Genomic DNA, 26,101 nt, shown 5'->3' on the forward strand with positions numbered 1-26,101 from the left:
CGTGAGCAGCGACTGGCCGCGCGTGCGGCTGCACGTGGTCACGGGCAAGGGCGGCACGGGCAAGACGACCGTGGCCGCGTCCCTCGCCCTGGCCTTGGCCTCCCACGGCAAGAACGTCCTGGTCTGCGAGGTCGAGGGTCGCCAGGGCCTCGCGCGGATGTTCGACGTCGACCCCCTGCCGTACGCCGAGACGCGGATCGCCACGGGCCTCCGGGGCCCCGACGGGAAGCCGCCGGGCACCGTGCACGCGCTGCACATCGACCCGGAGTCCGCGCTGCTGGAGTACCTCGCGATGTACTACCGCCTCGGCCGTGCCGGGAAGGCGTTGGACCGCTTCGGGGTCGTCGAGTTCGCCACGACCATCGCCCCCGGCGTCCGCGACGTGCTGCTCACCGGCAAGGTCTTCGAGGCGGTGCAGCGCAACAGCCGCAACAAGGGCGCCATCGAGTACGACGCGGTCGTGCTCGACGCGCCGCCGACCGGCCGGATCGTGCAGTTCCTCAACGTCAGCGACGAGCTCGCCGGGCTGGCCAAGGTCGGCCCGATCAAGTCGCAGGCCGACACGATGATGACGCTCTTCCGCTCCCCCCGCACCGCCGTGCACCTGGTGACCGTGCTGGAGGAGATGCCCGTGCAGGAGACCGCCGACGGCATCGCCGAGCTGCGCGCCGCCGGGCTGCCCGTGGGCGGGGTGGTGGTCAACCTGGTCCGCCCCCGCGCGCTCCCGGACGAGACCCTCGCGCTCGCGGGTGCGGGGAAGCTGGACAAGGAGGCCGTCCGGGCCGACCTGGAGCGGGTGGGCGTGAGCACGACCAAGGCCCTGGTCGACGGGCTGGCCGCCGAGGCGCGCGACCACGCCGAGCGACGGGCGCTCGAGGAGTCCCAGCGGGCCCTCGTGCAGCAGATGGGCGTGCCGACGTACGAGCTGGAGCGGCTGGCGGGCGGCATCGACATGGGTGCGCTCTACGACCTCGCCGCCACGATGCGCGACCAGGGGCTGGGATGAGCACGACGCAGGGAGCCGGCCGCGCGACGACCCGCGGCAAGGGCCGGGTGGGCCCGCTGGCCGCCCACCCCGGCACGACCACCCGCCTGGACGTCGACGCCCTCATCGACGACCCCGCCACCGGGATCATCGTGTGCTGCGGCTCCGGAGGCGTCGGCAAGACCACCACCTCCGCGGCACTGGCGCTGCGTGCGGCCGAGCGCGGCCGCAAGGTCGTCGTCCTCACCATCGACCCCGCCCGCCGGCTGGCGCAGTCGATGGGCATCGAGGCCCTCGACAACACCCCGCGCCCCGTGGCCGGGATCGACCCGGCCGCCGGCGGCAGCCTGGACGCGATGATGCTGGACATGAAGTCGACCTTCGACGAGGTCGTCCTCAGCCAGGCCTCGCCCGAGAAGGCCAAGCAGATCCTCGAGAACCCCTTCTACATCGTGCTCTCGACCTCCTTCGCCGGGACGCAGGAGTACATGGCGATGGAGAAGCTGGGGCAGATCCACGCCGACGCCCAGGAGCGCGGCACCTACGACCTGATCGTCGTCGACACCCCACCCTCGCGCTCGGCGCTGGACTTCCTCGACGCACCCGAGCGGCTCTCCAGCTTCCTCGACGGCCGCTTCATCCGACTGATGCTCGCGCCCGCCAAGGGTCCGGCCCGGCTGATGACCGCCGGCCTCGGCCTCGTCACCGGGGCGCTGACCAAGGTGCTCGGCGCCCAGGTGCTGACCGACCTGCAGACCTTCGTCGCGGCGATCGACACCGTCTTCGGCGGGTTCCGCGTGCGCGCGCAGAAGACCTACGCGCTGCTGCAGGACCCGTCCACGGCGTTCGTCGTCGTGGCCGCGCCCGAGCCGGACGCGCTGCGCGAGGCGGCGTACTTCGTCGAGCGGCTCGAGGGCGACCGGATGCCCCTGGCCGGGCTCGTGGTCAACCGCGCCGGCCCGCAGCCGCGTGGGAAGCTGTCCGCCGAGGAGGCGAGCGCCGCCGTGCAGCGGCTCGAGGCCGCCGGGGACGCGCCCGCGGACGGGCCGGGTGACCCCACGCTGACGGCCGGGCTGCTGCGACTGCACGCGGACCGGATGACGACGCTGGCGCGCGAGGCGCAGCTGCGGGCGCGCTTCGAGGCCGGGCACCCGGGTGTCCCCACCGCGGTGGTGCCGGCGCTGGCCCGCGACGGGCACGGCCTCGGCGGGCTGCGCCGGGTCGGCGAGCTGCTCGCCGACGGCTGAGCGACGCCCGCGGACCAGCCGCTGGTCACGGACGCACTGCACCCGCACCCGCTCCACGGCGTACGCCGGTGGGCGGGTCGGGCAGGACCCGGCTCAGGCCGGGTGCGAGACCTTCTCGGTCGCGGCGGTCGTCTGCGTCCGGGTGCGGGCGCTCTCCAGGACCTGGCGCCACGAGGCGGTCGGCCGACGACGCAGCAGCGCGCGGCGCTCCCGCTCGGTCATGCCGCCCCAGACGCCCCACTCGATCTGGTTGTCGAGCGCCTCGGCGAGGCACTCGGTGCGCACCGGGCAGCCCTGGCAGACCTGCTTGGCCTTGTTCTGCTCCGCTCCCCTGACGAACAGCTGATCCGGCGACGCCGACTTGCACGCGGCGCGCGGAGTCCAGTCCTCAACCCACATGATGTCCCCACATCTGTCGAGGAGCAGGTAACGCGTCCCCATGACGCCTGCCCCCATGTCCCTGCCACAAAGTTAAGGGCCACGGCTGTGTGGGGGCAGACACGTTCAGCCCAATGCGCATGGTCCGAAATGACTAGTCCGGGGTGCCCCGCACCGATCCGGGGTGTAAAGGGCCCTCCCGTACGCTGGGGGCCATGTCGGACCCTCGCACGACCTCCCGCGTCCTCTCCCACCTCGGGGTGATGGTCGTGGTCTCGGCGGTCCTGGGCGTCCTCGTCGCCGGCCTGGCCATCCCCTTCGCCGGCGTGGTCGGCGTGGGGGCGCGCAACGTGGCTGCGACGATGGACAACCTGCCCGAGGAGCTCGAGACCGAGCAGCTGGCCCAGCGCACGACCATCCTCGACGCCGACGGCAACGTCCTGGCGACGCTCTTCGACCAGAACCGGGTCGAGGTGCCGCTCACGCAGGTGTCGCGCAAGATGGTCAAGGCGATCGTGGCCGTGGAGGACGCGCGGTTCTACGAGCACGGCGCCCTGGACATCCAGGGCACGCTGCGGGCCTTCATCACCAACGCCGCCAACTCCGGCACCGTGCAGGGTGGCTCCTCGATCACCCAGCAGCTGGTCAAGCAGACCCTCGTCCTCCAGGCCACCACGGAGGAGGAGCAGGCCGCCGCGCTCGACGACACCTACGCGCGCAAGCTGCGCGAGCTGCGCTACGCGATCGCCCTGGAGAAGGAGCACTCCAAGGACTGGATCCTCGAGCGCTACCTCAACACCGTCTACTTCGGCGACGGCGCCTACGGCATCCAGTCCGCGGCCAAGCACTTCTTCAACACCAACGCGAGCAAGCTCAACCTGCTCCAGTCGGCCACGCTGGCCGGGCTCGTGCGCAACCCCGAGGGCTACGACCCCACCGACAACCCGGAGCGCGCCCTGACCCGCCGCAACGTCGTGCTGCAGCGCCTCGGCGCCGTGGGCGTCCTCAACAGCAAACGGGTCGACCGGCTCCAGAAGAAGCCGCTGGGCCTCGACGTGCAGCGCTTCTCCAACGGCTGCGTCTTCTCCGCGGCCCCGTTCTTCTGCGACTACGTCATCCAGTACCTGCTCAAGGACGACGCGCTCGGGCCCAACAAGAAGTCGCGCCGCCAGCTGCTCAACACCGGCGGCCTGACCATCCGCACCACCCTGGACCTGGACTACCAGCGCGCCGCCGACACCTCCGTCCGGGAGCGGGTCTACCCCCGCGACACTGCGATAGGCGCGCTCGCGATGGTCGAGCCCGGCACCGGCGAGGTCCGCGCCCTGGCCCAGTCCCGCCCGATGGGCGCGGACCGCGAGGCCGGCCAGACCTACCTCAACTACACCGTGCCACGGAAGTACGGCGACTCCGGCGGCTTCCAGCCCGGCTCGACGTTCAAGGCGTTCGTCCTGGCGGCGGCGGTGGAGCAGGGCATCCCGCTCAGCACCTCCATCGCCTCGCCCCAGGCCCGGACCTTCCAGCAGAACGAGTTCCCGGTCTGCGACGGGCAGAACTACGCCTCGACGCAGGACTACCCGGTCACCAACTCCACCGGCGAGGGCACCTTCAACCTCTACACCGGCACCCAGCAGTCGGTGAACACCTTCTACATCGCCCTGTCGCAGCAGACCGGTCTGTGCGAGCCCTACAAGCTCGCCAAGCAGATGGGCGTCGTCGGTCTCGACGACCGCGACAAGTGGATGGTGCCCTCCTTCGCCCTCGGCGTCGCGAGCGTGAGCCCGCTGGAGATGGCCGAGGCCTACGCGACCTTCGCCGCGCGCGGCCTGCACTGCACCTCGCGCCCGGTCACCGCGATCGAGGACATGGCGGGCAACACGCTCAAGGAGTACCCCGCCAAGTGCCGCCAGGTGATGCAGAACTCCACCGCTGACGCCGTCAACGACGTGCTCCGCGGCGTCATCGAGGGCGGCTTCGCCAGCGCCTGGGCGCTCGAGCAGCCCTCGGCGGGCAAGACCGGAACCACCCAGGACGGCAAGTCGGTGTGGTTCGTGGGCTACACCCCCAACATGGCCGCGGCCGCGATGATCGCCGGCGCCAACCAGTCCGGCACCCCGGTCAGCCTCACCGGCCAGACGGTCGGACCGAACTTCATCTCCTCGGCCTCGGGCTCCGGCTTCGCGGCCCCCATCTGGGGCACCGCGATGCGCGCGATCCAGGGCCAGCTGCCCGACACCGCCTTCGTGGCCCCCAGCGCCTCCGACATCGCCGGCGTGCCGACCACCGTCCCGGGGGTCTCCGGGGTGTCCGTGGAGTCGGCCACCCAGCAGCTCGAGGCCGCCGGCTTCACCGTCTCCTACGGCGGGTACGTCGACAGCGCCGTCGCGGAGGGCCTGGTCGCCTACTCCAGCCCGGGCACCGGCGCGATCGTGCCCTCCGGCTCGACCGTGACGATCTACCAGTCCACCGGCCGGGCCCCGCGACCGCAGGGTGGTGGTGGTGGCGGCGGCGGCGACCGTGGTGACGACAGCAGCGGCAACGGCAACGGCAACGGCAACGGCAACAACGGCCGGGGCAACGGGAACGGCAACGGCCGGCGCTGACCCCGGCGCCCACTCGGCACTCGTTCGAGCGTGACTCGGCGCCCGTTCGAGCGTGCGACCGCTGGTCGAGGCACGAGGAGCGTCAGCCACGAGCCACGAGACCCGGCGCCCCAGCGGGTCGCCCGGGACCGGGGCAGGTGCGCTCAGGCGCCGAGCTGGCGGCGTATCTCTGCCGCGACGGCGCCACCGTCGGCGCGACCCTTGACCTGGGGCGTGACCACGCCCATCACCTTGCCCATGGCCTTCATGCCCTCGGCGGCCGCACCCGTCGACTCGATGGCCGCGGCGACGATGTCGGCCACCTCGGCCTCCGTGAGCTGCTCGGGCAGGTAGTCGGCGATGACCGCGGCCTCGGCGCGCTCCTTCTCAGCGCTCTCGGCACGGCCTCCCTCGGCGAAGGCGACCGCGGCCTCGCGACGCTTCTTGGCCTCGGTGGTGAGCACCGCGACGACCTCGTCGTCGGTGAGGACCTTGGCGCTCTTGCCGGCGACCTCGGCGTTGGTCACGGCGGAGAGCACCATGCGCAGCGTCGAGGAGCGCAGCTCGTCGCGCGCCTTCATGGCGGTGGTCAGGTCGGCGCGCAGACGGTCCTTGAGGCTCATGGGCGCCATTGTGGCAGCCTGGCCGGGTGCCGCTCACCCAGGATGACCCGCTCCCCCGCGCCCTCGCCGGGGTCGCGGTCGGCGGACTCGCCGCGGGCCTGGCGACGACGGCGTACGCCGGGTGGGAGGCGCGGCGCTACGTGCTGCGCGAGCGGACGCTGCCGGTGCTCCCGGTGGGCGCTCGCCCGCTGCGGGTGCTGCACCTGACCGACCTGCACCTCACCCCGGGCCAGCGCGCCAAGCGGGAGTGGCTGGCCGGCCTCGGAGGACTCGCCCCGACGCTCGACCTGGTCGTCGACACCGGGGACAACCTGGCGCACCGCGGCGCGGTCCCGGTGGTGCGAGACGCGCTCGGGCCGTTGCTGGACGTCCCGGGCGTCTTCGTCCACGGCAGCAACGACTACTTCGAGCCCAGCTTCCGCAACCCCTTCCGGTACCTGCTGCCCGACGACGGGAAGCGGCACACCGACGTGCCTGCGCTGCCGTGGCGCGAGCTGTCGCGCACCTTCACCGACGCCGGCTGGCTGGACCTCACCAACACCCGCGACCGGCTGCGGGTGGGCGACCTCGACGTCGCGCTCGCCGGGGTCGACGACCCGCACCTGGGCTACGACCGGCTCGAGGACGTCGCCGGACCGGCCGACCGCGGCGCCGACCTGCGCCTGGCGGTCACGCACGCGCCGTACCTGCGGGTGCTCGACGCCTTCGCGCGCGACGGCTACGACGCCGTGCTGGCCGGCCACACCCACGGCGGGCAGGTCTGCCTCCCGGGCGGTCGGGCGCTCACGACCAACTGCGACCTCGAGCCCGCCCGGGCTCGCGGCGTGCACCGCCACCCGGCGGACTCCCGCCCCGGGGACCCCGGCTCGACGTGGATGCACGTCGGTGCCGGGCTGGGCACCTCGCCGTACGCGCGGGTCCGGATCGCCTGCCGCCCCGAGGCCGTCCTGCTGACCCTGGTCCCGATTGGGGAGGGCTGAGCCCGCTCGGCTATGCTCCGACGCGGACCTGCCCCTGAGGCATCTCACCGGGCGGTCCGATCGGGCTGTGGCGCAGCTTGGTAGCGCGCCTCGTTCGGGACGAGGAGGCCGCAGGTTCAAATCCTGTCAGCCCGACAGCGGGGCCCGGATCCGTCGAGGATCCGGGCCCTCCCTGCTTCCTGCTCCCTTCTCGAGCACCGCACGTCCGGCGCATCCGGAAGCCGCGTCGGCGGCGTCGAGGTGCGTGACATGATCGGGCGCATGGGAGATGACCAGCGTCCTGACGCGCCCTCGCTGGAGGCACCCAGCCTCGGGAAGCTGCTCAAGCGGCGCAAGGGCCGTACGCCGGCCGCGGACCCCGCCACGGAGCAGCAGGCGCCCCCGGCCGACCGGGCCGCCGCCCCTGCCCCTGACCGAGCCCCTGACCGGGCCGTCGACCCTGCCGCGCCGATCGAGGCGGCCCCCGTCGAGGCCGAGCCCGCGACGCCGCGTGCCGACAGCGCGCCGCCTGCCCAGTCGACTGCCCCGCCGACTGCCCCGCCGACTGCCCCGCCGACCCCGCAGTCCGCCCAGTCGACTGCCCCGCCCTCTGCCCGGCCGTCTGCTGAGCCGTCCGCCCAGCCGCCCGCGGCAGCCGCGTCCTCGCCCGACGAGGACACCACGGTGCTGCCCCCCGCGGCAGCCGCTCCCCCGGCAGCGGCCCGACCGGTCGTCCCGCCGGCGGCCGCGGTCCCGACTCCCGCCCCTGCCCCGACGCCCGCTCCCGCACCGGCCCCGACGCCGGTCGCTGCCGAGTCGGCCCCCGAGCCCGTGGCCGCCGAGCAGGCCTCCGCACCGACCCGGGCACCCCGGGCCACGCTGACCGTCGACGGACGGGTCGCCACCGGCGTCACCGGGCTCGTGGTCGGTCTGCTCGTCGTCGTCCTGACGGCCGGCTCGCTGGCCCTGTGCGAGAGCGTCCGCGGCGTCTCCAGCTGCGGCGGTGGCCCCGGCTTCCTGCTGCTGGTCCTGGTGATGGCCGGCATGGTCGTCCTGGGCGGCGTGATGCTGCGCCTGGCCCGGGTCCCCGACCCGACCAGCACCAGCTTCCTCGCGGTCGGCCTGCTGGCGGTGCTCTCGCTGCTCTTCCTCGTCGACGTGCTGGAGGAGTGGTGGATGATCATCGTCATCCCGCTGCTCTCCGCCGCGATGTTCCTGCTCTCGCACTGGGTGACCACCCAGGTCGTCGACTCCGACGCCTGACCGAACGGCCGAACGGGCAGGTCCTTCGTGCAGCGTGCACGAGAGACCTGCCCGTTCGGCGTCCCGGGGTCGGGCACATCGGGTCAGGCCCGGGCGGCCGCCACGAGCTCGGCGATCTGCACCGTGTTGAGGGCGGCGCCCTTGCGCAGGTTGTCGTTGCTGATGAACAGCGCGAGCCCACGACCACCGTCGACGCCCTCGTCGGCGCGGATGCGACCGACGTACGACGGGTCCTTGCCGGCGGCCTGGAGCGGGGTCGGGATCTCGCTGAGCTCGACACCGGGGGCCGCGGCGAGCAGCTCGGTGGCGCGCTCGGGGCTGATCGGGCGCTCGAACTCGGCGTTGATCGCCAGCGAGTGGCCGGTGAAGACCGGGACCCGCACGCAGATGCCGGACACCTTGAGGTCCGGCAGGCCGAGGATCTTGCGCGACTCGTTGCGGAGCTTCTGCTCCTCGTCGGTCTCGTTCAGCCCGTCGTCGACCAGGTTGCCCGCGAACGGCAGCACGTTGTGGGCGATGGTGCGCTGGTAGACGCCGGGCTCGGGGAAGGCCACGGCCTCCCCGTCGTAGGCGAGCTCGCGGGCCTTGTCGCCGGCCGCGGCGATGCCGGTGGCGAGCTCCTCGACGCCGGCGATCCCGGAGCCGGAGACGGCCTGGTACGTCGAGGCGACCAGCCGGACCAGGCCGGCCTCCTCGTGCAGCGGCTTGAGGACCGGCATCGCAGCCATGGTCGTGCAGTTGGGGTTGGCGATGATGCCGCGCCCGGCGGCGATCACCTCGGCCGCGGCCTCCGGGTTGACCTCGGAGACGACGAGCGGGATCGCGGGGTCCTTGCGGAAGGCCGAGGAGTTGTCGACGACGATGACGCCGGCCTCGACGAAACGCGGCACGAGCGCCCGGGACGCGGTGGCACCGGCGGAGAACAGTGCGATGTCGAGCCCGGTCGGGTCGGCGGTCTCGGCGTCCTCCACGACGACCTCGGTGCCGCGGTAGTCCAGGACCTTCCCGGCCGAGCGCGCGGAGGAGAAGAAGCGGATCTCGGCGACCGGGAAGTCCCGCTCGGCGAGGATCTGGCGCATGGCGACACCGACCTGGCCGGTGGCGCCGACGACGCCGATCCGCAGGCCGGCGCCGGCGCCGGCGGGCGCGCTCATCGGCCGGTCCCGCCGTACACGACCGCCTCGACCTCGTCGGCGTCCAGGTCGAACGCGGTGTGCGTCGCGCGGACCGCGGTGTCGATCTGGCCCTCGTCGACGATGACCGAGATGCGGATCTCGGAGGTGGAGATCATCTCGATGTTGACCCCGGCGGCCGCGAGGGCGGCGAAGAACTTCGCGGTGATGCCCGGGTGGCTGCGCATGCCGGCGCCGATGAGGGAGACCTTGCCGACGCGGTCGTCGAAGAGCAGCTTGTCGTAGCCGACCTCGTCCTGGATCTTCGCCAGGGCCGCCATCGCGACCTGGCCGTCCTCGCGGGGCAGGGTGAAGGAGATGTCGGTGCGCGCGGTCGCCGCGGCGGAGACGTTCTGCACGACCATGTCGATGTTGACCTCGGACGCGGCCAGCACCTCGAAGATGCGGGCGGCCTCGCCGACCTTGTCGGGGACCCCGACGACGGTGATCTTGGCCTCGGACCGGTCGTGGGCCACGCCCGCGATGATCGCCTGCTCCACGGTGTCTCCTTCTTCAGCGGTGTCGGGGAGGACCCAGGTGCCCTCGATGGTGTCGAACGAGGTGCGCACGTGGATCGGCACGTCGTAGCGGCGTGCGTACTCGACGCAGCGCAGGTGCAGGATCTTGGCGCCGGAGGCGGCCATCTCGAGCATCTCCTCGTGGGAGACGCGGTCGAGCTTGCGCGCGGCCGGCACGATCCGCGGGTCGGCGGTGAAGACGCCGGCGACGTCGGTGTAGATCTCGCAGACCTCCGCGCCCAGGGCGGCGGCGAGCGCGACCGCGGTGGTGTCGGAGGCGCCGCGACCGAGCGTGGTGACGTCCTTGGTGTCCTGGGAGACGCCCTGGAAGCCCGCGACGATCGCCACGTGGCCCTCGTCGATGGCGCTCTGGATGCGGCCCGGGGTGATGTCGATGATCTTGGCCTTGCCGTGCACCGAGTCGGTGATCACGCCGGCCTGGGAGCCGGTGAAGGACTGCGCCTCGTGGCCCAGGGAGCTGACGGCCATGGCCAGCAGGGCCATGGAGATCCGCTCACCCGCGGTGAGCAGCATGTCCAGCTCGCGCGGCGGCGGCAGCGGGGTGACCTGCTCGGCGAGGTCGCGCAGGTCGTCGGTGGTGTCGCCCATCGCCGAGACGACCACGACCACCTCGTGGCCCTGCTTCTTGGTGTTGACGATGCGCTGGGCCACCCGCTTGATGCCGTCGGCGTCCGCCACCGACGACCCGCCGTACTTCTGCACGACAATGCCCACTGCTCTGGTCCCCTCGTCCCGTGTGCGGCGCGGTCACCCGTCGCGGGCGCGCCTGGTCGAAGCCCCGAGTCTACCGGCGGGGCCTGGGACGACCCGTCGGACTTTCCTGCCGTGGACGGGGGCGTCCCGGGGCCGGGCTCAGCCCTCGTCGGCGAGCATCTGCTCGGCCGCGACCACCTGGTCGGCGTCGAGCTCGACGTCCACGTCGAGGCGGTCGTGGCTGACCACGGAGAGCAGCGCGTTGAGCGCGGCGCCGGCGAGGTTGCCCCAGCTGGAGACGTAGGAGAACTGCCACCACCACAGCGCCTCGCTGACGTGCCCGGCGCGGTAGTGGCGCAGACCGGTGTCGAGGTCGGTGGCGATCGCGGTGAGGTCGTCGGAGAGCTGGCTCTCGACCACCTCGGGCACGTAGGGGTCGAAGACGAAGCTGTAGGTGTCGACGTTGTCGAGCATCGAGGCCAGCCGCAGGCGCATCCGGTCCAGGTCGGGCTCGGGACCGACATCGGGCTGGTACTCGTCGCGGGGCACGAAGTCCTGCTGCGCGCCCAGCCGGGCACCGGCGAGCAGCACCTGGCTGATCTCGAGCAGCAGCAGGGAGATCGCCCGGCCGCCGTCCTCCTCCTCGGCGATCGCGCGCAAGGCCAGCAGGAAGCTGGCGACCTGGTCGGCGATCTGCTGGGCGAACTCCATCGTGTCGGCGTCCAGGGCCGCGGCGGGCGCGGCGACGCCGGGGGTGGTGCTGCTCTCGATGCTCATTCTGCTGCTCGCCTCCCCGCGAACGCGCGGCCCAGGGTCACCTCGTCGGCGTACTCCAGGTCGCCGCCTACGGGCAGTCCACTCGCCAGGCGCGTGACGCGCAAGTCCAGCACCTTGAGCATCCGGGTGAGGTACGTCGCCGTGGCCTCGCCCTCGAGGTTGGGATCCGTGGCCAGGATGACCTCGGTGACGGCGCCGTCGGCCAGCCGCGTCATGAGCTCGCGGACCCGCAGCTGGTCGGGACCGATGCCGTCGATCGGGCTGATCGCGCCGCCCAGGACGTGGTAGCGACCGCGGTACTCCCGGGTGCGCTCGATCGCGACGACGTCCTTGTACTCCTCGACCACGCACAGCACGCTCGGGTCCCGGCGCGGGTCGCGGCAGATGCGGCACTGCTCGTCCTCGCTGACGTTGCCGCAGATCGTGCAGAACTGCACCTTGGCCTTGACCTCGATGAGCACGTCGGCCAGGCGGCGTACGTCGACGGGGTCGGCCTGGAGCAGGTGGAACGCGATGCGCTGGGCGCTCTTGGGGCCCACGCCCGGGAGCCGACCGAGCTCGTCGATCAGGTCCTGGACGACACCTTCGTACACGCGGGCCCGCTAGAAGCCGAGGCGGCCGGGCGCCTGGCCCGGCTCCCCACCACCCAGCGCTCCGCCGAGCACGTCGCCGAGCCCGCCGCCCCCGCCGCCGAGACCGCCGGCCAACGGGCCCAGGGCCTCTCCGGCAGCCGCGTCGGCCTGGGACTTGGCGTCGCGGTAGGCCGCCACGACCATGTCGCCGAGGTCGGCGAGGTCGTCGGCGTCGTTGCCGTCGAAGCCGCCGGCGCGGATGTCGACACCCACCAGCTCGCCGGTGCCGTTGACCCGCACGGTCACGGCGCCCCCGGCGACGGTGCCCTCGAGGACCGTCTCGGCCAGGCGCTGCTGGGCCTGGGTCAGCTGCTCCTGCATCTGCTGGGCCTGCTGGAGCAGGGCGTTCATGTCGAGTCCGCCGCCCAGGGCGTCGAAGGGGTTCTGGCTCATCTGGTCACCTCGGGTGGCTGGCGGGTCGGGCGCGGTGGTCGGGGTCCACTCAACACGATGGGTGGGGGCTCACGAGTGGGTGATCTCCTCGATCACCTTGGCGCCGAGCTCGCGGGCCAGCAGCTCCGCCCCGGCCGTGTCGTCGTGGTCGAGGACCTCGTCGTCGGGGTGGGCGTCGGCGTCGGCCGCGCGGAGGTCGGGCCCCTGCTCGGTGCCGGGAGCGCCGGCGGGTCGGGTCTGCTGGATCGCGCCGCGCGCGGCCGCGATCGAGGAGGCGCCGGCAGGCGGTGCCGCGGGAGCCGCGGGCGTCGCCGGCGCGCCGGGCTCCGGCCCGTCGTCGAGGTCGGCCGGGGGCTCGACCGCCCAGGGCGGCGGCGGCTCGTCGGAGACCGCCGACGGGCCGGGGTCGGCCGGAGCGGCGTCGGGCGCGGGGGGTGCCGGTCGGTCGCTGCCGGCCACGGGACGCGGGTCGACCGCGGGGGCGGCGGGCGGCGGGGACGGCGGGGGTCCGGCGTCGGGCGAGGCCCCCGGGTCGACGATCGTCTCGATCCGCCAGTCGGTGCCGACCACGTCGATCGCTGCCTGTCGCACGACCTCGGCACTGCCGTTGCCGTCGAAGGAGTCGCGGGCCCCGGCGTTGGCGAACCCGAGGGTCAGAGTGCGCTCGTCGACCGCCACGACCTGGGCGTTCTGCGTGAGGTGGATCCAGGTGACCCGGCGACGCAGCTTCGTGGCATCGACGATGTCCGGCCACAGCCGGCGCACCTCGACCAGCGACAACGCGCCGGGGGCGGCCTGCGTCGGGGCCGGGGCATCCGGCGCCGGAGCCGGAGCGGCCGGCGCGGCAGCGGCGGATGGCTCGAGTGCGGAACCCGCGAGCGGCGGCACGCCGGTGGCGTCGACCCGCGGAGGCTGCTGCCCGGACTGCGGCCCGGACTGCGGCGCGGGGTGCTGCTGCGCAGGCCGCTGCGCCGGGTGCGGCGGGACCGGCTCGGGCTCGGGCGTGGTGGGCCAGCCCTGGGCAGGTGCCGGGGTGGGCGCGGGGGTCGGCACCGGCTCGGGGGCCTGGGCAGCGGGAGCGGGACGGTCCTGCGCGGGCACGTCCTCGGCCACCTGGGCGGGTCGGACCGGGCGGGCCGGCGCTGCCGCGGCGGCTGCGGGCGCGGTCGCTGCCGGCGTACCGGTGACCGCCATTCGGCGCTCCAGCCGGTCGAGGCGGGCGGCGAGGCCCTCCGTGCCGTGGTCGGCGCCCGGCAGCAGGACGCGGGCGCAGATCAGCTCCAGCAGCAGCCGGGGCGCGGTGGCGCCGCGCATCTCGGTGAGGCCGGCGGCCACGAGGTCGGCGGCGCGGGTGAGGTCGGCGGGGCCGAACCGGGCGGCCTGGGCCACCAGCCGCTCGCCGGCGTCCTCGGAGACGTCGATCAGCCCGGTCGCGGGGGCGTCGGGCACGGCGGCGACGATCACCAGGTCGCGCAGGCGGCGCAGCAGGTCCTCGGTGAAGCGGCGCGGGTCCTGCCCGGTCTCGACGACCTTGTCGACCACGCCGAAGACCGCGGCTCCGTCGCCGGCGGCGAAGGCGTCGACGACCTCGTCGAGCAGGCTGTCGGGGGTGTAGCCCAGCAGACCCGTGGCCAGCGCGTGCGTGACACCCTCGGGGCCGGCGCCACCGAGCAGCTGGTCGAGCACCGAGAGGGTGTCACGGGCCGAGCCCCCACCGGCGCGGACCACGAGCGGGATCGCAGCCGGCTCGATCGCGACCCCCTCGCGCTCGCACAGCTCGGTGAGGTAGCTGGAGAGCAGGCGCGGCGGGATCAGTCGGAACGGGTAGTGGTGGGTGCGGGAACGGATCGTCCCGATCACCTTGTCGGGCTCGGTCGTGGCGAAGATGAACCGCAGGTGTGGCGGCGGCTCCTCCACCAGCTTCAGCAGGGCGTTGAAGCCCTGCGGGGAGACCATGTGGGCCTCGTCGATGATGTAGATCTTGTAGCGGCTGCGCACCGGCGCGAAGAACGCTTTCTCCCGAAGGTCGCGCGCGTCGTCGACGCCACCGTGCGAGGCCGCGTCGATCTCGATCACGTCGATCGACCCGGGCCCGCCGCGCGCGAGGTCGCGGCAGGAGTCGCACTCCCCGCACGGGTCGGCCACCGGGGCCTGCTCGCAGTTGAGGGCCCGCGCCAGGATGCGGGCGCTCGTGGTCTTGCCGCAGCCACGGGGGCCGGAGAAGAGGTAGGCGTGGTTGACCCGGTTGTTGGCCAGGGCCGCGCGCAGGGGAGCCGTCACGTGGTCCTGCCCGATGACCTCGTTGAAGGTCTCGGGCCGGTAGCGGCGGTACAGGGCGAGCGGCGACTCCACGTGCAGACCCTAACCACGGCCGCCGACAACGCACCACGGCGGCGGGAACGGCATGGGGACGGCGTCCGGATCGGCCGTCGTCGACCCGGGAGCAGCACGAGCCGTGCGGCCCCAGGGACACGAAGGCCCCCCGCGCACCCGACAGAGCTCACTTACCCTTGCTGCCTCTCGGCCCTGGGGGAGTTGGGCGAGGTGCCGCCACGCGGGGGGTTGCCCGGGAGTCTAGGTGAGCGCGTGGAGGGCGGCCAACCCGGCCCGGCCGGCCCCCCGTCGTACGCCGCCCCGCGCCGCCGCGCGCGCTCGACCGCGGCCCGGAGCACCGTCCGGGCGCGCGGCAGGCGATTTCGTGCGGCGCAGGCCCACCGGTACCCTCCTCGGCGGAGGTATCGCCTAGTGGCCTATGGCGCTCGCTTGGAAAGCGGGTTGGGTTAATAGCCCTCGGGGGTTCGAATCCCCCTACCTCCGCCGCAGAGAGGACGGCGTCGACCGACAGGTCGGCGCCGTTCGTGCTTCCCGGCTGTCGGGCGGCGCGCGGGGCCGCGGACGGCCGGGGGCGCCCCCGGAGGAGCGTGGTTGGGTCTGGCGGCCTCCTCGTGAGGGACGAGCGAGGAGGCTGGTAGCGACGAAGGGGGCGCCCCCGGTCGTCCGCGGCGTAGCGAGCGCCACCCGGCCCCGACGACGCAGGGTCAGCGGCGGCGGGCCAGGAGCGGGCGGGCCAGCACGGCGAGCAGCAGCGCACCGCCACCGAGCAGCCCCCACCACACGGCGCTGCCGCGGGTGGTGGCCAGCAGGTCCTCGGGCTCCTCGGGGGCGGCGGCCGCGGTGGTGGGGCGGGGGACGTCGGTGTCCCCGGCGTACCCGCCCTCGCGCAGCTCCCCCGCCGTGGCGGTCAGCGCGGCGAGGGCCTGCACCTGGCCGGCGCCGGTGAGGGGCGAGCGCACGTCCGGGCGGCCGTCGGCGGTGGCGACGAGGCGTGCGACGAGCTCCTCGGGCTCGGCCTGGGGGTAGGCGGAGCGCAGCATGGCCAGGACGCCGGCGACGAGCCCGGTGGACCAGGCGCTGGAGCCGTTGCCGTCCAGGACGCAGTGGCCGCCCTCCAGCGAGACCGAGACGGCGTCGTCGGCAGGGGCGACGACGTCGAGGGCGCTGCTGCGCAGCGGGTCGTTGACCTGCTCGGGCAACGGCCCGACCGCGACGACGCCCGGGAGCGCCGCGGGGTGCACCAGCGGACCGGCGTCCTCGTCGGGACGAGGGGTGGCGAGCGCGGTGAGCGAACCGGACCCGGCGTCGGCAGCCACCTCGCCGACCAGGTCCACCGGGCGGTCACCGCCCTGGGCCACGACCAGCACGCCCGCCTCGACCAGGTCGGACACCAGGTCGGCGACCCGGTCGTCCTGCGGCACCTGCAGGGGCACGACGACGATGTCGACCGACGGCACCCGGTCCCGCACGTGGGCCAGGCCGTCGGCCAGTGCCGCCGCGTCCGGGGCCTCCTGGCCCTCCTGGGTCGGGGTCGCGGTGTCGTAGACGCGCACGTCGACCAGCTCGACCCCGGGCGCCACGCCGACCGGGAGGTCGACGTCACGCGCGGGCCCGGCGAGCAGGCCGGCCACGACGGTGCCGGTGGGGTCGACGACCGGGCCCGGGCCGACGACCGAGGTCCCGCCGGGGCCCAGCGGGAGGTCCGCCGCGCCGGAGATGCCCGAGGACAGCACGGCGACGGTCGTGCCGGCACCCGCCTGGCCGCGGCCGCTGCGCTCGAGACGGTCCTGGGCGGCGAGCACCCCCGCCCGCCGCAGGGCCTCGCTGGCGGTCTCGGTGGTGGGACGCGGGTCGCCCGGGGCGACCTCGAGGCAGGAGACGTCGATCGCGTGGGCGGGTGCGGCCACGCCGACGGGAAGGCCGAGGGCGATCCCGAGGACCGTGGTCACCGCCCACGAGCGGGTCACCCGGTCCCGACGACGCTCGCCGGTGCTCGCTGCGCGACCAGCGGTGCCGGCGGGGCTCAGCCGCACGTCGGCTCCGCGCCCTCGGGCTGCGGCGGGCAGAGCGCCGCCTCCTGCGACAGCGCCACCCCGGCGTCGAAGAGGTCCAGCCAGGTGCTCGGGACCAGCGGGGCGGCGTACGCGCCGTACCCGAGCAGCTCGGGGGTGTCCGCGCCGACGAGGGCGTTGGCCCGGCCCTTCTGGTCGACCACGAACCGGCTGCCCGCGAGCTCGCCGTCCACCACGGTGTCGGCGGCCAGACCCTCGAAGTCCCCGCTCACGACGTAGGCCCCGGCGCCGGGATCCACGTCGACCAGCCGCTGCGACGGGTCGAGCACGCGGTCCGCGGAGGCGTCCTCGTCGGGTGAGGTGGCGAGCTGCACCAGAGGCGGCCGGTCGGCGGCGGCGTCCAGCAGCGCGCACGTCTGGCCGGGCACGGCAGAGAGCAGGTCCTGGGGCCAGCGCGCGGCGGCGTACCCCTCCGAGGCAGCGCCTCCGTCGAGCCCGTCGCGCTCGCGCGGCCCGCGGTCGCCGCGACCCCCCGAGGAGAGGTCGAGGTTGCTCCACAGGGCGAGGGCGAAGGCGGACAACGGCTGCAGCGCCCCGGTGTCGTCGACCAGGAAGCCGGTGCCGGAGTCGGAGCGGGTGTAGTCGCCGACGCGGACGCCGTCGGGCTGGCCGGGTGCCGGTTCGCCGAGGTCGTCGAGGTCGAAGGCGGCCGCGTCGAGGTCGCCGCCGCGCGGGAAGAGGTCCAACCACTCCCTCGGCACCTTCACCGCACCGGCGGTGCCGTTGAGGCCGACGGCACGCAGGAAGGCCTCGGTCTCGTCGGAGTCCTCGTCGGGGACGGCGTAGCGGTAGGCCTGCGCCGGGCCCAGGGTGCTCTCGGGGACGGTGGCCACCAGCCACAGGCCGGCCCCGGGCCCCTTGACCTCGACCAGGGCCGCCTCGGTGCCCTGGGTCGGCGTCACGCCCACCTGCGAGGAGACCCGCACGGTCAGGCCGCGGTCCGGGCCGGTGCAGGCGGTCCAGCCGGTGTCGACGAGGTCGTCGGTCGCGGGCAGGCTCGCGGGGGCGTTGAGGATGCCGATGTCCTCGCCGAGCGGGCGGGTCTCGATGGTCTCCTGGGAGACGATCCGGGGCTCGAGGCCCTCGGCGCCGAGGATCAGCCGGGCGGAGGTGATGTTGATGACCGGGCGCAGCTCGGGCGGCTCGCCGGTCTCCTCCTCGTCGTCGAGGATGACGTACGCCGCGCCCTGCTCCTTGCTGATGACCAGCCCGGGCGCGTCCCAGTCGCTGTCCGGGCGGTCGGAGAAGACACCGGTCACCGCGGCCCCGGCGATGAGCAGCACCGACAGGGCCGCGCCGCCGACGATGCTGCGGCCGGGCCGCGCGGGCTCGACCTCGTGGCCGCCGGGGGCGCCCGAGACGAAGGCGGTGACGAGTCGGCGGCGGGAGAAGGAGTGCGCCTCGACGAGGTCGCGCTTGGTGGCCATGCCCCGCCTCAGCCGCTGATCGCGTCGAAGAGCCCGGTCGCGAGGACCGCGAGCGGCAGCAGGGAGACCAGTGCCGCGGTCTCGGCCACGTCGCCCAGGCGCGCCCGGCGCACCGAGGGGGCCGACGGCACCAGGGTGACCGCGAGCAGGATCCCGCCGGTGGCCGCCAGCACGACGGCGGTGGTGGGCCGCCAGTCGGGGTGCAGCCACAGCAGCGACACCGCGACCGACACCAGACCGAGCAGCCCGCTGACCAGCCCGACGAGCACCTCGGTGCCGGTGCGGTACTGCCGGGTCCGCAGCATCAGGACCAGCGCGCAGACGACGGCCAGCAGCGTCCCGGACAGCCCCGCCCCCACCGCCAGCGGTGCGACCGCCACGAGCAGCAGGCCGACGGTGGCGCCGATCGAGACCAGGATCTCGTGGGCCAGCCGGGCGTCGCTGCCGACCTCGTCGGGGTCGATCTCCTCGGGGTCGGCGGTGATGTCGGTGACGGAGTAGATCTGCTCGACGTTGCGCCCGGTGACGCCCAGCGCGAGCCAGGGGAAGACGCTGCCGCACACGACCAGCAGGACCAGCAGCCCGACCAGCACGCGGGCGGGCTCGGCCCCGGTGCCGTCGAGGAGGAGCCCGCTCACCAGGAAGACCGCACCGACGATGGCCGGCGGCAGCACGAGCGCGCGGCCCTCCCCCACGGCCAGTAGCGCGAGCAGGCCGGCGGCGAGCGCGCCCAGGCCGGCCATGGCGACCGGCAGTCCGAACAGGTCGCCCTCGGGCGCGAGGAGCAGCCCGGCGACCGCGGCGTACAACCCGGACGTCCACGCCACCGCGACCGCGGCGTCGCGCTCGCCCTGCACGCGCGAGAGCACGACCGAGCCTCCGAGCAGCGCCGCGGCGACCACCACGGCGGCGGTGCCCGCGAGCGCGGAGTCGGTCTGCAGCAGCAGGCTGCCCGCCCCCAGGACGAGCAGCAGGCCGGCGGCGACCAGGGCCGTACGCCGACCGGAGGCGGGCGACCACGGGCGCAGGTCGCGCTCCACGACGTCGGTCATCGCCTCCACGACGTCGTCGTAGACCCGCGGCGGCTCCTCGTCGACACCGGCCGTCACGGTCAGCAGCCCGCCGTCCTCCACGCCCTGGACGAGCAGGCCCACGTCGCCGGAGAGCCGGCGGCCCTCGGCGGTCGTGACGGCGTACCCGCCGTGGACGGTCAGCGCGTCGAGCAGCCCGACGCTGCGGGCCAGCTCGGGGACCAGCTCGGCCACGGGCACCGCCCCGGGCAGGACCAGGTCGACCCGGCGGCTGCCGGAGGCGACGGTGACCCGGACCAGGCCGGAGGCCACGGACGGGGTTCCTGCGGCGCTGGGGGGCGCGGTGGTCATCGGGGGTTCCCTCCAGGACGGTGCGGGGGACGGGGGCGACGGGGTGCGGGGGACGCGTGGGTCCTACCCACGCGAGAGCGGCCCGTCCCCCCGGTCTGGACCGGGAGGACGGGCCGAGGTGCGCAGGTGGCCCCGAGGGTGAGGCTCAGCCCCCGAAGAGGGCGGCGCCGCGCTGGTCGGCCGAGCGGTAGTCCTGGTTGGCCGTCGAGACGGCGACGCTGGTGCGGGCCAGCAGGTCCTTCATCTCGTGGATCGCCTGGTCCCACTGGGCCTTGGCCTGGGTGTAGGCCTGCTGGGCGCTACCGGACCAGCCGGCGCCCTTGAGCTCCTTGAGGTCGTCCTCGAGGCGGTTCATCCGGTCCTCGATGGCCTTGACCCCGTTGGCGAGGTCGGTGGCGCCGATGTCCAGGCCACCGTGGTTGACGCTGATGCCGTCGAACATGTCTGTCTCCTGTCCTGTCTCAGCGACCGTTGGGCAGGGCGCCCAGCGAGTTCTGGAGGGCGGTCATCGAGGACTGCTGCGCGTCGTCGGTCGACACGTTGTCCTTCTCGGTCGTGATGAGGTTCTGCTCGAACTCGTTGAGCGCGTTGACGATCTTCTGCTGCTTCTCGTTCCACGCCATCGCGAGCGCCTGGAACGAGGTCGAGCCCTGGCCGCCCCACTGGCTGCGCAGCGCTTCGACGTTGTTCATCAGCGTCTTGGAGATGCCGTCGAACTCCGCCTTGGCGTCCGCCACCAGTCCGGCGGCGCGGGTCAGGGTCTTCTCGCCCTGGCCGTAGTCGGGTGCTGCCATGGCCCTGCTCCTTCCTCGGAGGCGACCAAGTCGCCCGAGATGTCGTGTGTGTCTGGGTCCGTCAGCCGGCCCGAGCCCCCGTGGGACCGGCTCCTGCTGGACGAGCAGGCGTGTACCCCCGCCTTTACCCGCTAAACCACCATGGACCCGGGGCTGTGGAGGACCGACCCCCCGGTGGGGACCCCGAGGCGCTCCCGGGTGCGTTCCCAGGCGGGGACCAGCCTGGGAATCACACGTCGGGGATGTTCTCCCACAGGTGCCGGAACAGGCCGCTGGCCGGGACGAGACAGGCCAGGGCGAGTGCCGCGGTCAGTCCCTCGAGCACCTCGGCCCGTCGCGACCACCACGCCGAACGCCATCCGCGCCCGGTCGCGACGGCCGCGAGGACCACGAGCGCGCCGACAGCCACCGCACCCAGGGCGAGCCACCAGCCCGACCCCTCGGCGAGCGCCGGGGCGAGGTCGAGCAGCAGCGCCGCCCAGCAGGCCAGTCCGCCCACGCGCAGCAGCACGCGGGCCAGCCGGTGGCGGTAGCTGCGGGCGGCCAGCAGGACCGCGCCGCCGGAGAGCAGCACGAGCAGGCGTGCGCCGACCACGTCTGCCGACTCCTCGACCGAGGACAGCACGCCGGGCGCGGCCAGGAGCAGCACCGCCAGCACACCGGCCGAGGCAGCGGTCACGGTACGTGCGCCCTGCTCCGCGACCGCGCGCACGGTCGCGGGCGGCACGACGGTGCGGCCACGGCGGCCGGTCGGCCGCTCCCGCGCCGACCACGCGGTGACCGCGAGCCGCTCGACGTCGATGAGCATCTGGTCGGGGACGTCGACGGCGAAGCCGGGCACGAAGCGGGGCGCCAGCATGGCCAGGACCAGCAGCACGGCCCACACCAGCTGGGAGCCCGCGCCCACGAGCGCGCCGCCCATGGTCACGAGGAAGAAGCCGAGGCCCACGACGGTCCAGACGCGCAGCACCTCCGAGCCGTGCGGGGCGAGCGCCCGCGCGATCGCCGCGGCCACCGCGGAGACCAGCGCGGCGACACCGAGCACGGTGGGCAGCCGTTCCGGCGCGGGGTCCCAGACGACGGCGTACGCCGCGGCGCCGGCGTACGCCGGGGCGACCAGCGCCCGCGCGGCGGCCCAGCGGCCGACCGGGAGGGCGGCCAGGACGGCGCCACCGACGAGGACGGCGACCGTGACGTCGCGGAGGGCAGCGCTCGCGGTGGTCGCCGACCAGCCCGCGAGCAGGGCGAGCGCCCCCGCGACCACGAGCAGGGCGGCCAGCCAGGGACCGCCGTCGGCGCTGCGGCCGGGGCGCTGGGCGTCACGGGCGGGGCGGTCGGGGACGGCGTCGGGCACCACCACGAGCAGCGACCCGGGGCGGACCCCGGCGTCGGCCAGCGGCAGGGCGGGCTGGAGCGCGAGGCCGGTCGTGGTGCCGAGCGAGGGCACCGCGGGCAGGCCCAGCTGCTCGGCGTACTCCTGGGCGACGTCGGCGGCGGTGGCCATGGAGGGGACGACGAGGTCCACGACCCCGCCGGGGCCGTGCACACTGAGCGCGACGACGTCGCCGGTCCCTGTCCTTGCCGCCACGGCACCTCCCTTCCCCACCACGGTGCGGTCGACACCGCCCGGCGCCACCGGTCTGCACCGGGTGCTCTCCTGGACCACGCAGGTCACGCCCCGCGACACGGGCGCAGGAGGTACTGACCACCGGCCCGACCCGGTTTCGCCCGGGCGGGGGAAGGGTAGTCGCCCGCCGTGACGACGACCCTGCGCGGACAGCGCCCCGAGGCACCCGAGATGCCGAGCGGGGAGATCAAGCTGCAGGCGCCCCCCGAGCTCGACCAGTCCGAGGGCGCCGCCGGCGTGCTGATGAACGCCATCCCGATGCTCGGCAGCCTGGGCTCGATCGTGCTCGTCGCCTCGATGGGCGCCGGGGCGGGCGGCGGGGGTGGCCGCTCCTACATCGCGGCCGGCATGTTCCTCTTCGCCACGCTCGGCTTCATCGTCGTCCAGATCGACCGGCAGCGGAAGCAGCGCGCGCAGTCGGTGACCGGCTCGCGCACCGAGTACCTCCGCTACCTCGCGACCGTCCGCTCGGTCGCCCGCGACGCCGCCGCCCAGCAGCGCCAGGCGCTCACCTGGCAGCACCCCGACCCCACCTCGCTCCCGGCGTTCGCCGAGGAACGCAGCCGGGTCTGGGAGCGCACCTCGACCGACGCGGAGTTCCTGCACGTGCGGTACGGCGTGTGCCACCAGGAGCTCGCGCTGCGCCTGGTCCCGCCCGAGAGCGCACCGATCGACCAGGTCGACCCGGCCGCGGCCTCGGCGCTGCACCGCCTCCTCGTCGTCCACCGCAACCAGCCCGACCTGCCGGCCTCGGTCGACCTGCGCGCCTTCGACCGGATCGAGGTGTGCGGCCCGGAGGAGCCGGCCCGCTCGCTGGCGCGGGCGCTGCTCTGCTCCGCGACGGCCTTCCAGTCCCCCGAGCACCTCGTCGTCGCGGTGCTCGCGGGCGAGCGGCAGCTCGCGCACTGGGACTGGGTCAAGTGGCTGCCGCACAGCCACAGCCCGCAGGAGTCCGACGCGGTGGGCCCGCGCCGGATGGTCTCGACCTCCCTCGACGAGCTCGCCGACCTGCTGCCGCCGGACCTGGCCGACCGGCCCCGCTTCGGCGCCGACGAGCGCCCCGCCACGCCCCACGTGCTGCTGGTCCTCGACGGCGCGACCCTTCCGCCGGGCAACCACGTCGTCCCGCCCGACGGGCTGCACGGCGTCACCGTGCTCGACCTGCCGGCGCGCTGGGACGAGCTGGAGGACGCCAGCCGGCTGCGGCTGGCGCTTCTGGCCGAGGAGCCGTCCGACGGCCTGGTGCCGCTGGAGGCGGTGCGGGTCCGCGAGCCCGCGATCCGCGCCAAGGGCGACCAGTGCGACCTCGCCACCGCCGAGGCGTTCGCCCGCCGGCTCACCGCCCTGCACACCGTCTCCGCCGGCGCCGTCGACGCCGCACCGAGCTCGGAGATCACCGGGCCGACCGACTTCATGGAGGTCCTCGGCCTGGGTGACGTGCACGTGCTGGACCCCGACGCCGCGTGGCGCACCCGCCCGGCCCGCGACCGGTTGCGCGTGCCGATCGGGGTCGGCGACGGCGGCGGCCTCGTGCACCTGGACATCAAGGAGTCCGCCCAGCAGGGCATGGGCCCGCACGGCCTGGTGATCGGCGCGACCGGCTCGGGCAAGTCGGAGTTCCTGCGCACGCTCGTGCTCGGGCTGGCGATGACCCACTCCCCCGAGCAGCTCAACATGGTGCTCGTCGACTTCAAGGGCGGCGCGACCTTCGCAGGGATGTCGGAGATGCCGCACGTCTCCGCGGTCATCACCAACCTGTCCCAGGAGCTCACCCTCGTCGACCGCATGCAGGACGCACTGTCCGGTGAGATGGTGCGCCGCCAGGAGCTGCTGCGCGAGGCCGGCAACTTCGCCTCGATCCGCGACTACGAGAAGGCGCGGGCGGCCGGGGAGGACCTCGAGCCGATGCCGTCGCTGTTCATCGTGGTCGACGAGTTCTCCGAGATGCTCAGCGCCAAGCCGGAGTTCATCGACCTGTTCGTCGCCATCGGCCGCCTGGGCCGCTCGCTGGGCCTGCACCTGCTGCTGGCCAGCCAGCGCCTGGAGGAGGGCCGGCTGCGCGGGCTCGAGTCGCACCTGTCCTACCGGGTGGGCCTGCGCACCTTCAGCGCCCAGGAGTCCCGGGCGGTCCTCGGGGTCCCCGACGCCTACGAGCTGCCGGCGGTGCCCGGCCTGGGGTACCTCAAGCCCGATCCGACCACCATGCAGCGGTTCAAGGCGGCGTACGTCTCCGGGCCGCCGAGCGGGCGGTCGCGCGTGCGTCGCGACGAGGGCGGCCACGTGCAGGGGATCCTGCCGTTCACGATCTCCGCGGTGCAGACCCTCGAACCCGAGCCGGAGGTCGAGCAGGCACCCACGCCGAGCCCGGCCGCGGAGGTCGGCAACCAGCCCTCACTGCTCGACATCGCCGTGCGCCGGATGCAGGGCCACGGCCCGGCCGCGCACCAGGTCTGGCTGCCGCCGCTGGACGTCCCCGACACCCTCGACGGCCTCTTCGGCGACCTGGTCGAGGACCGCGAGCTCGGCCTGGTCTCCCCGTCGTGGCGCGAGCTCGGCGGCCTCACCGTTCCGCTCGGCACCGTCGACCGCCCGCGCGAGCAGCGCCGCGACACCCTGTCGGTCGACCTGTCCGGCGCCGCCGGCCACGTCGCCGTCGTGGGCGGTCCCCGCAGCGGCAAGTCGACGCTGCTGCGCACGATCCTGACCAGCGCGTCGCTGGTCACCACGCCGGCGGAGTCGCAGTTCTTCGTCCTCGACTTCGGCGGCGGTGCCTTCGCGCCGATGACCACCTTCCCGCACGTGGCGGGGGTCGGCACCCGCTCCGAGCCCGACGTCGTGCGCCGGATCGTCGCCGAGGTCACCGGCATCGTCGACCGCCGCGAGGCCTACTTCCGCGCCCAGGGCATCGACTCCATCGAGACCTACCGCGCGCGGCGCCGCCAAGGCCGCGCCGACGACGGGTACGGCGACGTCTTCCTCGTCGTCGACGGCTGGTCGACGCTGCGTGCGGACTTCGACGACCTCGAGCTGGAGATCCAGCAGCTCGCCGGCCGCGGCCTCACCTTCGGCCTGCACGTCGTCGCCGGTGCCGCGCGGTGGTCGGACTTCCGCGCCGCCATGCGCGACGTCTTCGGCACCCGGCTCGAGCTGCGGCTCGGCGACCACATCGACTCCGAGATCGACCGGAAGATGGCCGCACTCGTCCCGACCGGCCGCCCCGGCCGTGGTCTGGTGCAGGCCAAGCTGCACTTCCTCGGCGCGCTGCCCCGCATCGACGGCCGCCCCGACGCCGAGTCGCTCGGTGAGGGCGTGGAGGGGCTCATCGACCGGGTCACGCGCGCCTGGCGCGGCCCGGCCGGCCCCAAGCTGCGGCTGCTCCCGGACCGCATCGACCTCGCCGACGTACGCCGTCTCGCGCGGGTGCCCGAGCAGGTCGACGACTCCGCGCCGCGCCCCGGTGGGCGGCTGCTGCTCGGCGTCAACGAGAAGGACCTGGCCCCCGTCGGCCTGGACCCCGACGCCGAGCCGCACCTGCTGGTCCTCGGCGACGGGCAGTCGGGCAAGAGCGGCCTGCTGCGCACCTACGCCCAGGAGGTGATGCGCACCCGCAGCCCGCAGGAGGCGCAGATCATCCTGGTCGACTACCGCCGCTCGCTGCTGGGCGAGGTGCCCGAGGAGTACCTCCTCAACTACCTCACCTCCGCGCAGCAGGCGACGCCCGCCCTCAAGGACGTCGCGGCCTACCTCGAGCAGCGCATCCCCGGCCCCGACGTCACGCCCGACCAGCTCCGCAACCGCTCCTGGTGGCAGGGCGCGGAGGTGTTCCTGCTCGTCGACGACTACGACCTGGTCGCCACCCAGCAGAGCTCCCCGGTCGCCGTCCTCCAGCCGCTGCTGGCCCAGGCCCGCGACGTCGGCCTGCACGTCGTGGTGACCCGCCGCTCCGGCGGCGCCTCGCGCGCGCTCTACGAGCCGGTCATCCAGACGCTGCGCGACCTGGCGATGCCGGGCCTGCTCATGTCGGGCAGCCCCGACGAGGGTCCGCTCCTGGGCAACCTGCGCCCGACCCCCCTGCCCCCCGGCCGCGGCCGGCTCATCACCCGAGACCGGGGCATCGAGGTCGTGCAGACGGCCTGGAGCGAGCCGACGATCTGAGGCCGCCGCCCACGACGATGCCGCCTCCGCGGGCGGGCGCGGCGGCCGGGCCGGGCGGCGCGGTCGG

20 protein-coding genes, 2 tRNA genes and 1 other RNA gene are annotated in these 26,101 nt (G+C 74.4%); 8 read left to right on the top strand and 15 right to left on the bottom strand.

What is annotated here, in order from left to right; translation table 11 throughout:
• Position 1 precedes the first annotated feature (1 nt).
• On the top strand, positions 2 to 1,006 hold the full coding sequence (locus Q1V71_RS17565) for an ArsA-related P-loop ATPase (protein ID WP_300645489.1): 1,005 nt from the start codon (positions 2 to 4) through the stop codon (positions 1,004 to 1,006).
• A complete protein-coding gene (locus Q1V71_RS17570; protein ID WP_300645490.1) occupies positions 1,003 to 2,232 on the top strand; it encodes an ArsA-related P-loop ATPase in 1,230 nt (409 codons plus the stop codon). Before Q1V71_RS17565 ends, Q1V71_RS17570 begins: the two co-directional genes overlap by 4 nt.
• A 93-nt stretch (positions 2,233 to 2,325) precedes the next feature.
• Here Q1V71_RS17570 and Q1V71_RS17575 read toward each other — a convergent pair whose 3' ends face one another.
• The gene (locus Q1V71_RS17575) at positions 2,326 to 2,634 is read right to left on the bottom strand and encodes a WhiB family transcriptional regulator (RefSeq protein WP_367280162.1); all 309 of its coding nucleotides are present in this window, start codon (positions 2,632 to 2,634) and stop codon (positions 2,326 to 2,328) included.
• 191 nt (positions 2,635 to 2,825) lie between these two features.
• Between Q1V71_RS17575 and Q1V71_RS17580 the strand changes: the two genes are divergently transcribed.
• Positions 2,826 to 5,213: a transglycosylase domain-containing protein gene (locus Q1V71_RS17580; protein ID WP_300645492.1), complete on the top strand. Its 2,388-nt coding sequence runs from the start codon at positions 2,826 to 2,828 to the stop codon at positions 5,211 to 5,213.
• Positions 5,214 to 5,356: 143 nt separating this feature from the next.
• On the opposite strand, the gene Q1V71_RS17585 is transcribed toward Q1V71_RS17580, so the two are convergent.
• Positions 5,357 to 5,824, bottom strand: a complete 468-nt coding sequence (locus tag Q1V71_RS17585) for a GatB/YqeY domain-containing protein (RefSeq protein WP_300645493.1) — start codon at positions 5,822 to 5,824, stop codon at positions 5,357 to 5,359.
• A 17-nt stretch (positions 5,825 to 5,841) separates the two neighbouring features.
• Here Q1V71_RS17585 and Q1V71_RS17590 point away from each other — a divergent pair, with 17 nt between their 5' ends.
• The 3 genes from Q1V71_RS17590 (at position 5,842) to Q1V71_RS17600 (ending at position 8,037) form a co-directional block, all read left to right on the top strand.
• Positions 5,842 to 6,795, top strand: coding sequence for a metallophosphoesterase (locus tag Q1V71_RS17590; RefSeq protein WP_300645495.1), 954 nt, complete (start codon positions 5,842 to 5,844; stop codon positions 6,793 to 6,795).
• 61 nt (positions 6,796 to 6,856) lie between these two features.
• A tRNA-Pro gene (locus tag Q1V71_RS17595) sits at positions 6,857 to 6,930 on the top strand.
• A gap of 126 nt (positions 6,931 to 7,056) precedes the next feature.
• Positions 7,057 to 8,037 carry a hypothetical protein gene (locus Q1V71_RS17600; protein ID WP_300645497.1) on the top strand — a complete coding sequence of 327 codons (981 nt, stop codon included), beginning with the start codon at positions 7,057 to 7,059 and terminating at the stop codon, positions 8,035 to 8,037.
• Between the two features lie 83 nt (positions 8,038 to 8,120).
• Here the strand turns inward: Q1V71_RS17600 and Q1V71_RS17605 are convergent, their stop codons facing one another.
• From Q1V71_RS17605 to ffs, 7 genes are all read right to left on the bottom strand, one after another.
• Positions 8,121 to 9,191: an aspartate-semialdehyde dehydrogenase gene (locus tag Q1V71_RS17605; RefSeq protein ID WP_300645499.1), complete on the bottom strand. Its 1,071-nt coding sequence runs from the start codon at positions 9,189 to 9,191 to the stop codon at positions 8,121 to 8,123.
• Complete coding sequence (locus Q1V71_RS17610) at positions 9,188 to 10,462, bottom strand: aspartate kinase (RefSeq protein ID WP_300645501.1); 1,275 nt, start codon at positions 10,460 to 10,462, stop codon at positions 9,188 to 9,190. Before Q1V71_RS17610 ends, Q1V71_RS17605 begins: the two co-directional genes overlap by 4 nt.
• 138 nt (positions 10,463 to 10,600) lie before the next feature.
• Positions 10,601 to 11,218: a DUF5063 domain-containing protein gene (locus Q1V71_RS17615; RefSeq protein WP_300645503.1), complete on the bottom strand. Its 618-nt coding sequence runs from the start codon at positions 11,216 to 11,218 to the stop codon at positions 10,601 to 10,603.
• Complete coding sequence (gene recR / locus Q1V71_RS17620; RefSeq protein WP_300645505.1) at positions 11,215 to 11,811, bottom strand: recombination mediator RecR; 597 nt, start codon at positions 11,809 to 11,811, stop codon at positions 11,215 to 11,217. Before recR ends, Q1V71_RS17615 begins: the two co-directional genes overlap by 4 nt.
• 9 nt (positions 11,812 to 11,820) lie before the next feature.
• Positions 11,821 to 12,243 (bottom strand): YbaB/EbfC family nucleoid-associated protein, encoded by a 423-nt coding sequence (locus tag Q1V71_RS17625; RefSeq protein WP_300645507.1) that lies wholly within the window; start codon positions 12,241 to 12,243, stop codon positions 11,821 to 11,823.
• A gap of 69 nt (positions 12,244 to 12,312) precedes the next feature.
• Positions 12,313 to 14,595: a DNA polymerase III subunit gamma and tau gene (locus Q1V71_RS17630; protein ID WP_300645509.1), complete on the bottom strand. Its 2,283-nt coding sequence runs from the start codon at positions 14,593 to 14,595 to the stop codon at positions 12,313 to 12,315.
• 121 nt (positions 14,596 to 14,716) lie between these two features.
• Positions 14,717 to 14,807, bottom strand: an RNA gene (gene ffs / locus Q1V71_RS17635) — signal recognition particle sRNA small type.
• Between the two features lie 167 nt (positions 14,808 to 14,974).
• On the opposite strand from ffs, the gene Q1V71_RS17640 reads away from it, so the two are divergent.
• A tRNA-Ser gene (locus Q1V71_RS17640) sits at positions 14,975 to 15,060 on the top strand.
• A 221-nt stretch (positions 15,061 to 15,281) separates the two neighbouring features.
• Here Q1V71_RS17640 and Q1V71_RS17645 read toward each other — a convergent pair.
• From Q1V71_RS17645 to Q1V71_RS17670, 6 genes are all read right to left on the bottom strand, one after another.
• Positions 15,282 to 16,610, bottom strand: a complete 1,329-nt coding sequence (locus Q1V71_RS17645; RefSeq protein ID WP_300645511.1) for a S8 family serine peptidase — start codon at positions 16,608 to 16,610, stop codon at positions 15,282 to 15,284.
• Positions 16,601 to 18,076 carry a type VII secretion protein EccB gene (gene eccB, locus Q1V71_RS17650; RefSeq protein WP_300645513.1) on the bottom strand — a complete coding sequence of 492 codons (1,476 nt, stop codon included), beginning with the start codon at positions 18,074 to 18,076 and terminating at the stop codon, positions 16,601 to 16,603. The genes Q1V71_RS17645 and eccB overlap by 10 nt, the downstream gene beginning before the upstream one ends.
• Before the next feature lie 8 nt (positions 18,077 to 18,084).
• Positions 18,085 to 19,458 carry a type VII secretion integral membrane protein EccD gene (gene eccD, locus Q1V71_RS17655; RefSeq protein ID WP_300645515.1) on the bottom strand — a complete coding sequence of 458 codons (1,374 nt, stop codon included), beginning with the start codon at positions 19,456 to 19,458 and terminating at the stop codon, positions 18,085 to 18,087.
• A gap of 145 nt (positions 19,459 to 19,603) precedes the next feature.
• Positions 19,604 to 19,900 carry a WXG100 family type VII secretion target gene (locus tag Q1V71_RS17660; protein ID WP_300645517.1) on the bottom strand — a complete coding sequence of 99 codons (297 nt, stop codon included), beginning with the start codon at positions 19,898 to 19,900 and terminating at the stop codon, positions 19,604 to 19,606.
• A 19-nt stretch (positions 19,901 to 19,919) separates the two neighbouring features.
• Positions 19,920 to 20,252, bottom strand: a complete 333-nt coding sequence (locus tag Q1V71_RS17665) for a WXG100 family type VII secretion target (RefSeq protein WP_300645519.1) — start codon at positions 20,250 to 20,252, stop codon at positions 19,920 to 19,922.
• A gap of 229 nt (positions 20,253 to 20,481) precedes the next feature.
• Positions 20,482 to 21,840 (bottom strand): hypothetical protein, encoded by a 1,359-nt coding sequence (locus Q1V71_RS17670; RefSeq protein ID WP_300645521.1) that lies wholly within the window; start codon positions 21,838 to 21,840, stop codon positions 20,482 to 20,484.
• Between the two features lie 168 nt (positions 21,841 to 22,008).
• Here Q1V71_RS17670 and eccCa point away from each other — a divergent pair, with 168 nt between their 5' ends.
• Positions 22,009 to 26,034, top strand: coding sequence for a type VII secretion protein EccCa (gene eccCa, locus Q1V71_RS17675; RefSeq protein WP_300645522.1), 4,026 nt, complete (start codon positions 22,009 to 22,011; stop codon positions 26,032 to 26,034).
• Positions 26,035 to 26,101 lie beyond the last annotated feature (67 nt).

Origin of the sequence: Nocardioides sp., from assembly GCF_030149505.1 — a bacterium.
GTDB lineage: Bacteria > Actinomycetota > Actinomycetes > Propionibacteriales > Nocardioidaceae > Nocardioides.

Excerpts from the sequence above, each read along its gene's own strand:
- eccD (WP_300645515.1), bottom strand. The coding sequence starts at position 19,458 with ATGACCACCGCGCCCCCCAGCGCCGCAGGAACCCCGTCCGTGGCCTCC.
- Q1V71_RS17660 (WP_300645517.1), bottom strand. The coding sequence starts at position 19,900 with ATGTTCGACGGCATCAGCGTCAACCACGGTGGCCTGGACATCGGCGCC.
- Q1V71_RS17665 (WP_300645519.1), bottom strand. The coding sequence starts at position 20,252 with ATGGCAGCACCCGACTACGGCCAGGGCGAGAAGACCCTGACCCGCGCC.
- Q1V71_RS17625 (WP_300645507.1), bottom strand. The coding sequence starts at position 12,243 with ATGAGCCAGAACCCCTTCGACGCCCTGGGCGGCGGACTCGACATGAAC.
- Q1V71_RS17600 (WP_300645497.1), top strand. The coding sequence starts at position 7,057 with ATGGGAGATGACCAGCGTCCTGACGCGCCCTCGCTGGAGGCACCCAGC.
- Q1V71_RS17605 (WP_300645499.1), bottom strand. The coding sequence starts at position 9,191 with ATGAGCGCGCCCGCCGGCGCCGGCGCCGGCCTGCGGATCGGCGTCGTC.
- Q1V71_RS17615 (WP_300645503.1), bottom strand. The coding sequence starts at position 11,218 with ATGAGCATCGAGAGCAGCACCACCCCCGGCGTCGCCGCGCCCGCCGCG.
- Q1V71_RS17580 (WP_300645492.1), top strand. The coding sequence starts at position 2,826 with ATGTCGGACCCTCGCACGACCTCCCGCGTCCTCTCCCACCTCGGGGTG.
- Q1V71_RS17570 (WP_300645490.1), top strand. The coding sequence starts at position 1,003 with ATGAGCACGACGCAGGGAGCCGGCCGCGCGACGACCCGCGGCAAGGGC.
- Q1V71_RS17585 (WP_300645493.1), bottom strand. The coding sequence starts at position 5,824 with ATGGCGCCCATGAGCCTCAAGGACCGTCTGCGCGCCGACCTGACCACC.
- eccB (WP_300645513.1), bottom strand. The coding sequence starts at position 18,076 with ATGGCCACCAAGCGCGACCTCGTCGAGGCGCACTCCTTCTCCCGCCGC.